Annotated in this window: 13 protein-coding genes; 12 read left to right on the top strand and 1 reads right to left on the bottom strand. The window is 54.2% G+C overall.

Annotated elements, in window-relative coordinates; translation table 11 throughout:
• The first annotated feature begins 12 nt into the window (after positions 1-12).
• The 12 genes from clpB (at position 13) to B212_RS0125800 (ending at position 12,212) form a co-directional block, all read left to right on the top strand.
• The gene (clpB, locus tag B212_RS0125850; protein WP_019914148.1) at positions 13-2,664 is read left to right on the top strand and encodes an ATP-dependent chaperone ClpB; all 2,652 of its coding nucleotides are present in this window, start codon (positions 13-15) and stop codon (positions 2,662-2,664) included.
• A 12-nt stretch (positions 2,665-2,676) separates the two neighbouring features.
• Positions 2,677-2,844, top strand: coding sequence for a hypothetical protein (locus B212_RS34775; protein WP_156830215.1), 168 nt, complete (start codon positions 2,677-2,679; stop codon positions 2,842-2,844).
• 842 nt (positions 2,845-3,686) lie between these two features.
• Positions 3,687-4,052, top strand: a complete 366-nt coding sequence (locus B212_RS0125845; RefSeq protein ID WP_019914147.1) for a VOC family protein — start codon at positions 3,687-3,689, stop codon at positions 4,050-4,052.
• A gap of 240 nt (positions 4,053-4,292) precedes the next feature.
• Positions 4,293-4,505, top strand: a complete 213-nt coding sequence (locus B212_RS0125840; RefSeq protein ID WP_019914146.1) for a hypothetical protein — start codon at positions 4,293-4,295, stop codon at positions 4,503-4,505.
• Entirely contained in the window at positions 4,502-4,927 is a 426-nt protein-coding gene (locus B212_RS0125835) for a peptidylprolyl isomerase (protein WP_019914145.1), read from the top strand. The genes B212_RS0125840 and B212_RS0125835 overlap by 4 nt, the downstream gene beginning before the upstream one ends.
• Before the next feature lie 90 nt (positions 4,928-5,017).
• Entirely contained in the window at positions 5,018-6,634 is a 1,617-nt protein-coding gene (locus tag B212_RS0125830; RefSeq protein ID WP_019914144.1) for an ABC transporter substrate-binding protein, read from the top strand.
• Positions 6,635-6,717: 83 nt separating this feature from the next.
• A complete protein-coding gene (locus tag B212_RS0125825) occupies positions 6,718-7,668 on the top strand; it encodes an ABC transporter permease (protein ID WP_019914143.1) in 951 nt (316 codons plus the stop codon).
• Between the two features lie 4 nt (positions 7,669-7,672).
• Complete coding sequence (locus tag B212_RS0125820; RefSeq protein ID WP_019914142.1) at positions 7,673-8,518, top strand: ABC transporter permease; 846 nt, start codon at positions 7,673-7,675, stop codon at positions 8,516-8,518.
• A 14-nt stretch (positions 8,519-8,532) separates the two neighbouring features.
• The gene (locus B212_RS0125815; protein WP_019914141.1) at positions 8,533-9,549 is read left to right on the top strand and encodes an ABC transporter ATP-binding protein; all 1,017 of its coding nucleotides are present in this window, start codon (positions 8,533-8,535) and stop codon (positions 9,547-9,549) included.
• Complete coding sequence (locus B212_RS0125810; RefSeq protein ID WP_019914140.1) at positions 9,521-10,450, top strand: ATP-binding cassette domain-containing protein; 930 nt, start codon at positions 9,521-9,523, stop codon at positions 10,448-10,450. The genes B212_RS0125815 and B212_RS0125810 overlap by 29 nt, the downstream gene beginning before the upstream one ends.
• Before the next feature lie 288 nt (positions 10,451-10,738).
• The gene (locus B212_RS0125805; protein WP_019914139.1) at positions 10,739-11,173 is read left to right on the top strand and encodes a hypothetical protein; all 435 of its coding nucleotides are present in this window, start codon (positions 10,739-10,741) and stop codon (positions 11,171-11,173) included.
• A 208-nt stretch (positions 11,174-11,381) separates the two neighbouring features.
• On the top strand, positions 11,382-12,212 hold the full coding sequence (locus tag B212_RS0125800) for an MBL fold metallo-hydrolase (protein WP_019914137.1): 831 nt from the start codon (positions 11,382-11,384) through the stop codon (positions 12,210-12,212).
• 4 nt (positions 12,213-12,216) lie between these two features.
• On the opposite strand, the gene B212_RS0125795 is transcribed toward B212_RS0125800, so the two are convergent.
• Positions 12,217-13,056 (bottom strand): SDR family oxidoreductase, encoded by an 840-nt coding sequence (locus B212_RS0125795; protein ID WP_019914135.1) that lies wholly within the window; start codon positions 13,054-13,056, stop codon positions 12,217-12,219.
• Positions 13,057-13,170 lie beyond the last annotated feature (114 nt).

Genomic DNA, 13,170 nt, shown 5'->3' with positions numbered 1-13,170 from the left:
GTGATGAAGAAGATGGACTTCAACAAATTAACACAGAAGCTGCAGGAGGCGGTTGCCGCAGCGCAGTCGCTGGCGTCGGCTGGCGGGCATCAGGAGATTGACACGCTTCATCTGCTGAAGGCGCTGCTTCAGCAGCATGAGGGTCTGCTGCCGCGCCTGCTGCAGAAGATGAACATTCCCGTAGCCGAGCTGCTGCAGGGTACGGAGGAGCTGCTGCAGCGGAAGCCGAGCGTCAGCGGCTCGGGCGCAGGCACAATGCGGCGGTATGCTTCGCAGCCCTTGCTGGCCGTGTTGGAGCAGGCTGAGCAGGAAGCAGCGCAGATGCAGGATGAATTCGTGGCGGTGGAGCACGCCGTACTGGCGATGGTGTCCGATTCCGGCAGCGGGAACCGGGAGGTGCGCGGATTGTTTGTGAGCCGCGGAGTGACGCGCGATAAGCTGCTGGCGGTGCTCGCGGATATCCGCGGCCATCAGCGGGTGACAAGCCGGGAGCCGGAAGCAACCTATGAGGTGCTGGAGAAATACGGCCGTGATCTGGTAGCTGAAGTGCGGGCAGGCAAGATTGACCCTGTCATCGGGCGCGATGGCGAGATTCGCCGGGTTATCCGCATTCTCTCCCGCAAGACGAAGAACAATCCGGTGCTGATCGGGGAGCCGGGCGTAGGGAAAACGGCGATTGTCGAAGGGCTGGCGCACCGGATAGTCCGCAAGGATGTGCCGGAGGGGCTGAAGGACAAGACGATTTTTTCGCTGGATATGAGCGCGCTGATCGCCGGGGCCAAGTACCGGGGAGAGTTCGAGGAACGGCTGCAGGCGGTGCTGAAGGAAATCCGCGAGAGCGACGGACGCATCATCCTCTTCATTGACGAGCTGCATACGATTGTCGGCGCGGGCAAAACCGAAGGCGCGATGGACGCCGGGAACATGCTGAAGCCGATGCTGGCACGCGGGGAGCTGCATTGTATCGGGGCAACAACCCTGGACGAATACCGCAAGTATATTGAGAAGGACCCGGCTTTGGAACGGCGTTTCCAGCAGGTGCTGGTCAGTGAGCCGGATGTTGAAGACACGGTTTCTATTCTGCGCGGCCTGAAGGAGCGTTTTGAGGTCCACCACGGGGTCAAAATCCACGATAGCGCGCTGGTCGCAGCCGGTGTATTGTCGAACCGCTATATTACGGATCGTTTTTTGCCGGATAAGGCCATTGATCTGGTGGATGAAGCGTGTGCGATGATCCGCACGGAGATTGACTCCATGCCGGGTGAAATGGATGCAGTGACCCGCCGCCTGATGCAGATGGAGATTGAAGAAGCCGCGCTCAAAAAAGAAACTGACGATGCCAGCAAGCGCCGTCTGGAGACGCTGCAGCGTGAGCTTGCCGATCTTAAGGAGAAGCATCTGGGGATGACGGCGCGCTGGGAGAAGGAGAAGTCAGCCATTCAAGGCCTGCGTGAGCTGAAAAAGAAGCTGGAGCAGGCTCGTAAAGACCTGGTAGATGCGCAGGAAGACTACGATCTCAATAAATCTGCGGAGCTCAGCTACGGGATTATTCCTGATCTGGAGCGGCAGCTTAAGGCTGCAGAGGAAGCAGCGGCACAGGATCAGGAGAGCCGGCTGCTGCGTGAAGCCGTGACCGACGAGGAAATCGCCGACATCGTCTCCCGCTGGACTGGCATTCCGGTGAGCAGACTTGTAGAAGGCGAGCGGGACAAGCTGCTGCGTCTGGAGGATACGCTGCATGAACGGGTAGTCGGACAGGAGGAGGCAGTCCGGCTGGTTGCAGATGCGGTGCTCCGGGCAAGAGCGGGCATTAAGGACCCGAACCGCCCGATTGGCTCGTTCCTGTTCCTCGGGCCGACCGGGGTCGGCAAGACGGAGCTGGCGAAGGCGCTAGCCGTATCGCTGTTCGACCGTGAAGACGGCATGATCCGCATTGATATGTCGGAATACATGGAGAAGATTAGCGTGTCCCGCCTCGTCGGTGCGCCTCCGGGGTATGTCGGCTATGAGGAGGGCGGCCAGCTTACAGAAGCGGTGCGCCGTCAGCCATACACGGTGGTCTTGCTGGATGAGGTGGAGAAAGCCCACCCCGATGTGTTCAACATCCTGCTGCAATTGCTGGATGACGGGCGGCTGACCGATTCACAGGGCCGGGTGGTCAACTTCAAGAATACAATCATCATCATGACCTCGAACATCGGCTCGCCGCATCTGATTCAAGGCACCGATGACAACGGGGAGCTGACGAATGCGGTCAAGGACAGAGTCATGAAAGAGCTGAGCGGACATTTCCGGCCGGAGTTCCTGAACCGCGTGGATGATATTGTAATGTTCAAGCCGCTCCTGCTTAGTGAAATCGAACAGATTGTTCTCAAGCTGGCAGATAGCTTGCGCCAACGTCTGGCTGAACGGGGGGTAGGCCTTATGCTCAGCGAGTCCGCGGTACGGTTTATCGCCAGAGAAGGCTTTGATCCGGTATATGGCGCAAGACCGCTCAAACGGTTCATCCAGCGCAGTCTGGAGACCCGTGTGGCCCGTGCGCTGATTGCCGGTGAAGCAGAGGAGGGCTCGGTGATGGAGGTGCATGAAGCCGGAGGCGAGCTGAGCGTTTGGATCACCAAGCCGAAGCCGAAACCGGAGGAGGAGCCGCTGAGCTCAGTGTGAGGAAGCAGATTTATGGGCTGGCTGCATTTAAGCCAATTCAGAGGAACGGTTAACCAGGTAGCTGCACTTAGTACAATTAAACAGGCTGGAAATCTTCATAGCCGAGGTTTAATTGTATTTCGTGCAGCTACTTTTTGGATATTTGGCGAAACCAGCTTAGCATCAAACGGGATTTTATAGCATCAGTTCCAAATCTGTGGCTTAGTAGGCAGTCTTTGTGGTTCAGGAAAAATGATTCGTCGGATGGTGGGACCTTGATACGCCTACAGCATGATCTCCACGTTCTAATATTAATTTGATTAGGGGCCTGCGATGCCCGGAGGACTGATGGCGTGGAGCGATCTCTCCTCAGGCTCCCCCTTCCCAGACGGGGTTCATTCTTGAATTGACGTTTGGCCCTTGCGTTACGGACTGTGGTGCGCTTTATTCGGATGAGAGTCACGGCTTGGGGAAGTTACGGACACCACGGGCCTTATGATCGAATATTCCGCTCCTAAACGTTCCTTTGGGAGACCATAAGCGCCGCTCGGTCCGTTAAGCCGCAATAAGTGGCGTTTTTTTGAAAATAACGGCTCTCGGGTCCGTAAGGAGCCGACTCGGCTGCTGCGGTTCTCTTCACCCCCCTGTGTATGACCTCACCCGCAAATTTAGCTCTGAAGCTATGCTAGGGCCGACGCTGGGTCAGAAGAAATTCAGGCATTAGACTGAAAAATATAGACCGGCATGGCGCGTCAACCGGAAGAATTGTTGTGTTCAATTCTTGGATGGGGGGCAAATGTAAGAACGCTACTGACATACTGTTGGCAGTAGGGGGATTGTACAATCAAGACATACAAAATGAAAGTGAGGTTACTTACATGACATGACTTACTGAAGAATGCACATGCTTATTTTGAGGCGATGGCAAATCGAGATGTTGCAGTTCAGAATTTGACTGCAGTTTAATAAATCACCGTGAAGAACGGCAAGATAGGTTGGAGACACCTGTAACATAAATAACCGTATATACCAAGGAGGACATTATGTCAGCAATCGGACCCGATTTCATTTCACTTCAAGTGAGCAATCTTGAAGGCTCTGCTGAATTTTATCAAAACTATCTCGGACTCGTCCGCTCACAGGCGGGGCCGCCTCATGCTGTGGTCTTTGAAACCAAGCCTATTGCATTTGCTCTTCGTGACCTAATTCCAGGAACAGAACTCGGTTCAGGTACTCCTGGACTTGGTGTCGCTCTATGGCTCCATGCCCCTGATACGCAGGAAATTCACGACAAGCTTGTTGCAGCGGGCGTAAAGATTACATCCGCACCAATTGATGGGCCATTCGGGCGAACCTTTACATTTGCCGACCCGGACGGTTACCTGGTTACCCTTCACAGTAAAGCCTAATAAGCCAATATCCAGCTTAATAATAATGAACATTAAGACGTTGATCCTACAAGTGATATGCTCCCCATACGGCAGCCAGGTGAAATAAAACCGGTTTACTGTAAGGGGAGTTTTTTCATGTCTAAAAGGAAACCCGTTACCCCAAGGAAATATATGTTTTGGCGTCTGCGCCGAACCTGTTATACAATACCGCATAGACAGACTTGGAGAACCTATACTGCGGCTGGAGGAGTGGAAGCAATGGAACAATCACCGCTGAAAGTACAACAACTGATCAATCTTCTGCTGGCGATGAATCCGCGCGCCGAGGTGTTCTGGTACGATGCGGAGGGGAAATACCGGCCCCTGACAGACGAGGATGTGCAGGAGATTTATGCACCGGCGGAAGCGGCGAAGACGGTTGCGCATATCGGCGGACCCGGTAGAGCCGCAGAAACGGAGGGAACCGCATGAAGCAGGCGTTGATTACCCTGGAGAAAGGGACGGTCATCCAGCTTGAGCTTTTCGAGCAGGATGCGCCGGGAACCGTAGCCAATTTCGAAAAGCTGGCGAACAGCGGCTTTTATAACGGTCTGACCTTTCAGCGTGTTGTTCGGGACTTTGTAGCCCAAGGCGGCTGTCCGGAAGGCACTGGCAGAGGAGGCACGGACAAAATCCCCTGCGAGACGCAGAACAATCCCCATAAGCATGTGCGCGGGGCGCTGTCGATGGCTCATTTTGGGCCGGGTACTGGAAGCTGCCAGTTTTTTATCTGTTATGATACCTTTGACTATCTTGATGGCTGGCATACGGTATTTGGGCGGGTAACGGCAGGGATGGAGCATGTGGATGCCTTGAAACGCGGAGATGTGATGAAGGAAATTACAGTTATGTGAAATTCCATCCATTGTTATTCCGAGTATTCCGATGTATAATTCAAAAAACAACGAGTGAATTTGCTCATAGACAATGGAGGAGAGAAAGATATGAGAAGAGGGTTATCTGGACTTGCAGTGATAATGATATTAACATTTTTGATCAGTGCGTGCTCCGGGGGGAATAACGCCGCATCACCAGCAGCCAGCAATGCGCCTGCAGAATCACAGCAGCCTGCTGCCAGCGAAGGACCAAAAGACGGAGGAAACCTGATCATCGGGGTTGCATCCGATCCGGTAGTGCTGAATCCGAACTATGCGGGTGACCGCGTCAGTCTCACCATCGACCAGGCGCTGTATGCGCCGCTGTTCCAAGTGAATAACGGCAAGAAAACCTTTTATCTGGCGGATAGCCTGACCCCTTCGGCCGATAATCTTACTTATACACTGAAGCTCAAGAGCGGACTTACCTGGCATGACGGTGAGAAGCTGACGGCTGATGACGTAGTGTTCACTATCGACAAAATTTTGGATGAGAAGCAGAACAGCTTCCTGCGGGCCAACTTCCTGATTGGCGACAAGCCCATCACAGCTACCAAAGTGGATGATCTGACTGTAGAATTCAAGCTGCCGCAGGTCAGCCCGGCTTTTGAAGCTACGCTGGTGCAGGTTTCTCCGATTCCAAAGCATATTTTTGAGAACGAGGCCGACATTGAGAAAAGCACCAAAAATGCCGCTCCCGTCGGTTCCGGTCCATTCAAGTTCAAAGAGTACAAGGCTGGCGAATATCTGACGCTGGAACGGTTCGATAACTACTTTGGCGGCAAGCCGCATTTGGATTCCGTCACCTACCGGATTGCCAAGGATGCCAATGCAGCGAACCTTGCCTTGCAGAACGGTGAAATTAACGTGCAGTACCTTGATCCTAAGGATGTAGCTACGATTCAGGCTACGAATAATTTTGAAATCCTGCCATACGCTGAGGGACGTCTCGCCTATCTAATGTTCAATGCGAACAGCGATACCGGCGTTCTGGCGAAAAAAGAAGTTCGTCAAGCTCTGTCGCTGGCGCTCAGCCGCGATGAGCTTATCCAGACAGCCTATACTTCGAGTGAATATGCTGATCCAGCCAAGTCCTTCTTGACTCCGGACGTGCTGTATTTTACCAATGATGTGCCGACCTTCGATAACGATGCAGCCAAAGCGAAGCAAATGCTGGAAGCGGCAGGGGTTAAGAACCTGAAGCTGAGATACATTGTACAGAGCGGCAACAAGGTGCAGGAGGCGATCTCGCTGTATGTGCAGCAGAAGCTGAAGGCCGTTGGCGTAGATGTTGAACTGCAAAACATGGATTCCTCTGCCTGGGTACAGAAGTTCATTGATCTGAAGGCTACTGATTATGAACTGGCCCTGACCGGTTATATTATGGGTTACGACCCGGATGCTTACCGCATTCTGTTCACATCCGGCGCTTCCTCCAACTATTCGCATTATGCGAACCCTGAGGTCGACAAGCTGCTGAATGAGGGTGCAGGAGAAGCGGATACCGCCAAACGTGGAGAAATTTATAAAAAAGCGCAGGAGCTCGTTGCCGAGGATGCGCCAATCTATCCTATCGCTTATACTAAAACTATCGTTGCTATATCCAAGAACTATGGCGGACTTGAAGAAGCAGTGCTGAAGCCTGTCGTTATCTTCGAGGACTTGTCCAAAATCTACCAGAAATAAGATCAGCCAAAAATAAGTACGGGAAAAAATAAGCTGGGCACCCAGCTTATTTTTTTGCCGATCAGGAGCGGGAGAAGCTGCGTATGAGACAACTCATCGTCCGAAGATTGCTGCAAACACTGCCGATGCTGTTTTTTGTATCGGTTGTGTGTTTTACAATGATCAAGCTGGCTCCGGGGGACCCGGTGCTGTCTTTTGTTACGCCGAATATGCACGCGGAGGATATTGAACGTATCCGCCATAACCTGGGACTGGATAAACCGGCCTATATTCAATATTTCATCTGGATCAAAGAGATGGCGCAGGGCAATTTCGGCTATTCCCTCGTCAATCATCAGCCTGTGCTCGGACAAATTCTGGAGCGCCTTCCGGCTACAGCCGGTCTGATGGGCAGCGCCATTGCCCTTGCGGTGGTGCTGGCGATTCCGCTTGGCCTGATTGCCGGTGCGAACCGCAACCGCTGGGTAGACAAGCTGATCAATTTTATCTCCTATATCGGAATTTCGATTCCGCTGTTCTGGCTGGCGATTCTGCTGATGTATCTGTTCGCAATCAAGCTGCACCTCTTGCCGAGCATGGGCATGCGCACGATTGGCGTGGAATCGGCCGTGGATGTGCTGAAGCATGGCATCTTGCCCTGCTCGGTGCTGGCCTTCGGTTTTCTTGCCGGGTACGTGCGTTACATCCGCTCCAGCACCATCGGACAACTGAAAGAGGAATACGTGCAGATTCAATATGCTTTTGGCTCGAAAAAGTCCACGATACTGTTCCGGCATGTCATGAAGCACGTGCTGCTGCCGGTCATTACGCTGCTCGGCATGTCGATGGGCGATCTGGTAGCGGGAGCTATCGTAACGGAGACGGTCTTTTCCTGGCCGGGAATCGGTTCGCTGGGCATGACGGCTGTCAAGGGGATGGATTATCCGGTGATCATGGGGATTACCCTCTTCTCCTCCCTGATGCTGATCTTCGGCAATCTGGCGGCGGATATACTCTACAGCTTCGTGGACCCACGAATCAAATTGAAGGGGTGACCTCATGAATCGCAGTAAATGGAAAAATGTAAGGGATGAGCTGTTTACGAACGGTCTGGGTGTCGCCGCCTTGCTGACTCTGATCGTATTCACGCTCGGGGCGATTTTCGCCTTTCTGGCCGGCTATGATCCGAATGCTATGGATGCTATGGCCCGGCTTACGCCGCCGGGGGTGGGACACTGGTTCGGCACTGACGACTACGGGCGGGATTATCTGGCGAGAGCTTTGTACGGGGGGCGCGTATCCCTGCTGGTCGGGTTTGCTTCGATGATCGTAGCGACCGGCATCGGGGCCACGATTGGTGTAATCAGCGGCTATTTCGGCGGCTGGCTGGACAATCTTCTGATGCGGATGCTGGATGTGATCATGTCAATCCCGTCGTTTCTGATTCTGCTGCTGCTCAGCGTATATTTGAAGCCAAGCGTCGGCAATATCATCATTATTATCGCCCTTCTGATGTGGATGAATGTGGCCCGGGTCGTCCGGGCAGAGACGATGACCATCAAGGAACGCGAATACGTGCTCTACGCCAAGGCCTCGGGACAAAGCGGCTTCGGCATCATCTGGCGGCATATTCTTCCCGGCCTTGTGCCGGTCATTATTGTGGGTGCGACCAATAATATCGCTTCGGCGATCATGATGGAATCGTCGCTGAGCTTTCTCGGCTTCGGGGTGCAGCCGCCGAATGCCACCTGGGGCAGCATGCTGAACAGCGCGCAGGGCTACATTGCCCAGGCACCGTATCTGGCGCTGTTCCCCGGGCTATTGATCCTGCTGACGGTGCTGAGCTTTAATGTGCTGGGTGATATTTTGCGGGTGGGCTTTGAACCGAAGCTGATGCGAAGATAGGAGTGAAGACATAAATGACGGAACATCTGCTGTCTGTTGAAGATTTGAAGGTTTCGTTCGCTACCCGGGATGGCGAGAACAAGGCCGTCCGCGGAGTCAGTTTTCATATAGATGCCGGTGAAACGGTAGGGATTGTCGGTGAATCCGGCAGCGGCAAAAGCGTCACAGCCAAGGCGATCATGTCGCTCATTACGCCTCCGGGCCGCATCACTGCCGGTAATATCCGTTTTCGCGGGGAGAGCCTGAACGGGCTGTCGGAGAAGCAGTGGCGGCACCTGCGCGGCAACCGGATTGCGATGGTCTTTCAGGACCCGATGACCTCGCTCAATCCGGTAAAAAAAATCGGCCAGCAGCTCACAGAGGTCATCCGCAGGCACCGGGGGCTGGATAAAGAAGCCGCCTATGCCGAGGCGGCCAAGATGCTGCGCCAGGTGGGCATCCGTGATGCGGAGCAGCGTCTGCAGCAATATCCGCATGAATTCAGCGGCGGCATGCGGCAGCGGGTAATGATCGCTATGGCGCTCTCCTGCCAGCCGGAGCTGCTGATTGCCGATGAGCCGACGACGGCGCTGGATGCCACGATACAGGCGCAAATTCTTGACCTTTTTAAAGAGTTAAAAGGCAATTCCGACACAGCGGTCGCGCTGATTACGCATGATCTCGGCGTGGTGGCGCAGGTCTGCACCCGGGTAATCGTCATGTACGGCGGACTGATCATGGAGGAAGGAACGGTGGAGGATATCTTTTACCGGCCTCAGCATCCCTATACCCAAGGCCTGCTGCGCTCCATTCCGAAGCGCGGCGGGGGTTCGCGTGAACGGCTCATTCCGATTGAGGGTACGCCGCCCGATCTGCTCAACCCGCCGCCCGGCTGCCCGTTCATGGAGCGCTGCCCGCATGCTTTTGCCCGCTGCAGCGAGCTTCCGCCTCCAGCAGAGCTCTCTCCGGGACACCGCTCGATGTGCTGGTTAGCACAAGGGATGCAGGAGCAGCCGGCAGCTTATGCTGAAGGGAGGGATTCCGGTGAGTGAGAGCAAAATATTAGTCGATGTGAATAATCTCAAGAAGCACTTCTCCAAGGGCAAGGACATGCGTGGACGCGATACAGCCGTATTGAAGGCCGTCGATGGTGTCAGCTTCCAGATCCGCCAGGGGGAGACCTTTGGTCTGGTAGGCGAATCCGGCAGCGGCAAGTCTACAGTCGGCCGCTGTCTGCTCCGGCTGTACGATTATACAGCCGGTGAGGTGTCTTTCGATGGACAGCCGCTTGGCAAGCTGGGCGAGAAGGGGCTGAAGCCTTTCCGCCGCCGGATTCAGTCGATCTTTCAGGACCCGTATTCTTCGCTGAATCCGAGCCTAAATGTGCTGGAGCTGATCAGCGAGCCGATGAAAATCCACGGCATCTACCAGGGCGATGAGCGTAAGGAAGCGGTCGCCGCGCTGCTGGAGCGGGTTGGGCTTAAGAGAGAGCATCTGTACCGCTATTCCCATGAGTTCAGCGGCGGGCAGCGCCAGCGCATCTCCATTGCCCGGGCGCTGTCGGTGCGGCCTGAATTTGTTGTCTGCGACGAGCCGATCTCGGCACTCGATGTTTCCGTTCAGGCCCAGGTCGTCAACATGCTGGAGGACCTGCAGTCCGAATTCGGCCTGACATATCTGTTCATCGCCCATGACCTGTCGATGGTCCGGCATATCTCGGACCGCATCGGCGTCATGTACGGGGGCCGCCTGGTAGAGGTTGCGGAGAGCGATGAACTGTACGACAATCCGCTGCATCCCTACACCAAGGCGCTGCTGTCCTCCATTCTGGAGACAGACCCGCAGAAGGTAAGCCAGCGGATACAACTGGACGGCTACGCCGGTGCAGGCAATTCGGGCGGGCAGGCTGAGCTCCGGGAAGTAAGCCCGGGCCACTACGTGGCCCTTGACTAAATAAGTTTAACTTAAAAAAATCATAAAAAGGTAGGAGTGCGGAGGGGAAGTTTGGAACTGGAGGAGCGATAGCGACCGCCTGAGAGCTTTCCGTAGGAAAGCTAGCATCGTAAGCATGGGCTGTCTGCGGATTTCCACCGCGAAGAGCGGTATAAATCAAGAAATCTGCAGACAACAGCGGCCGGAAATCCAAACATTCCCCGCAGTTACGACCAGACCCTAGTATGAAAATCTTAAGTTCAACTTATACAATTCGATTAATTTACAACCGAAATGGGAGGTTATGAGATGACTGATATTTTAAACAAGGTGAAATTGTCGCAATGGGATGCACTGCTGGTAGAGTCGCTGCGTTCCCTGGGCTGGTCCGATGAAGAGCTGCTGCGCAGAGTTGAATCGGGCGAGCTTCCGGTGGATAAGAGCGAATATAAATTCGATTATACACAGTTGACCGCTTTGGCAGGCGAGCAGCCGGAGCAGTTCCGGCAGGCCGTAACCGAGGGCTACCAGATCAAGTACAATACCATCCGCGGCATCCGCAGTTGGATTTCTGTCGCGCTCGGCATACAGGCGGAGCTGGAGCTGGAAGAAGGCAATGAAGCTGTAGAAGCGGCTTTGAGAGAGGAAGAGAAGAACCGGCTGGGAGCGGTTCTGTCCTTCGGCTGGCAGATTGTAGATACCGGCCGCACCGGAGTATACCGGATCGAGCCTATTCAGAGATAATTGTAAGTGGCAACCTATGCCTCCTGGCCTTGTGCCAGGAGTTTTTTGCGTTATGGGGATCTTGCTGTTAATTGTCCTATCCATCTGAAACGCACGAATAAAACAAACGTATGATAAGAAGCGGAAAATCATATGAAATCCATAGGAGCCCCATTGGATTACGTTTTCCCGCAGCTCAGAAAATCTGTTCATTGTAGGAGGTGACCAAGTGCAGAAGTGGAAACGCGGTGACATTACCCTGTTCCAGAGTGAGTTGTACGAGACCAATTCACTGGTTGTTGAGAGTGCCGGACATGTGCTGGTCGTTGATCCTTGCTGGCTGCCGAGCGAGGTGGAGGAAATTCGTCAATATGTCAGCGGTATCCTTGGCGGAAGACAGTTGCTGCTGCTGTTCACGCATTCTGATTTTGATCATATTATCGGTTATGGGGCTTTTCAGGAAGCAGAGGTTATCGCCAGCAAAGCCTTCGCGGACAAAACCTTGGAAGAGCGGGAAGCGATTCTGGAAGAGATCCGCACCTTTGATGATAGATATTACCTTAAGAGGCCTTATGAGATTACCTACCCGGATGTGGATTATATTATGGAGCTGGATGGGCAGACGATGGTATTCGGGGAGCTGCAGCTTACAGGATATGCTGCATCGGGGCATACCAATGACGGTCTGTTCACGGTGGTGGATTCCCCTCGCCTGTTCATTGCCGGGGATTATTTGTCGGATGTGGAGTTTCCATATATTTATGACAGCAGTGCTGCCTATGAAGCTACACTTGGCAAGGTGGAGCAGGTGATCGCTCAACAGCCTGTACCCCTGCTGGTACCAGGACATGGGGCGGCAGCGGAGAGTCTGCCGGACATCGGGCGGCGCAGAGAGGCCGGCTTGAATTATATCCGCAGCCTGCGAACGGCTGTAGCTGCCGGAGACCAGGACGCGGTGGATAAGCTGATTGCGGGCTGTGCCTATCCCCGCAATATGCGCCAGTTCCACCGCAGCAACCAGGAGCTGATCGAGCGGGAGCTGGGTGGAACTGGCGGCTAGGTCTTCACAGATTTAGCTGGATTTTGCGGGTGCTGAGGACACCTTCAAGGCCGGTAGGGTCTGTGCTTACTTTGCGGGAGACGAATTTTTCGGCCTGCTCTGAAGTGCGGATACGAAGCGGCTTGACCTCCATATGCACCAGATCCCACATCACTTCGGCAACGGAATCCGCCGTCTGAGGCTCCGTATTGCGCTGCAGAAACGTGGCTCTGTAGGCATCGAGGACCGGCTTATATTCGTCTTCCAGAATTCCGCCGGTATCGGCTATGTGCCCAAGCACAGTTTTGTTGAATTCAGTGGCAATAGCGCCAGGCTCAAGCAAAGAGATGTCGATATTAAACTGCGGCTTGTAATAGGTAGCCATACTCTCCAGCAGGCCCTCCAGCGCAAATTTGCTGGCGCAGTAGATTTCGTTCATAGGCTGGCCTACCAGTCCGCCTACGCTGGAGGTGGCCACAATATGCCCGTAGCCGGTCTTGCGCAGCAGGGGCAGTGCGGCCCGGATCGTATGCATGACTCCATAGACATTGGTGTCGAAGACACGGTGAACCTCCTCCATCGGGGCTTGTCCCAGCGCTCTAAGGTAGCCGAAGCCGGCGTTGCAGAACAGCACATCAAGCGTGCCTTGCTCCTGTTCAATCTGATCTATCACCCGCCCGATGCTCTCCGGCTTCGTGACCTCCAGCTCGACAAACTTAAGATTGTCCACTTTGCGGTATAGCTCCTGGTCGCGTTCCAGGTTGCGGGTTCCGGCATAGACAGTCCAGCCTTCCTTGGCGAATTTCAGGGCCGTTGACAGGCCGATTCCGGTTGAAGCGCCGGTGATGCAGATGATTTTGCCCATACAGGTGAACCTCCAGTTTTATTGAAAATTTAATAAAAAGCATAGACTCCCTTTAAGTCGGCTCAGCCCGTTTTACCTGCACATTATAGCACAACGGCAGCATGACACAGCAAT

It is taken from the genome of Paenibacillus sp. HW567, assembly GCF_000374185.1.
Lineage (GTDB): Bacteria > Bacillota > Bacilli > Paenibacillales > Paenibacillaceae > Paenibacillus_AQ.
Note: the sequence above shows the minus strand (reverse complement) of the source record. Positions and strands in the feature narration are given on the sequence as shown.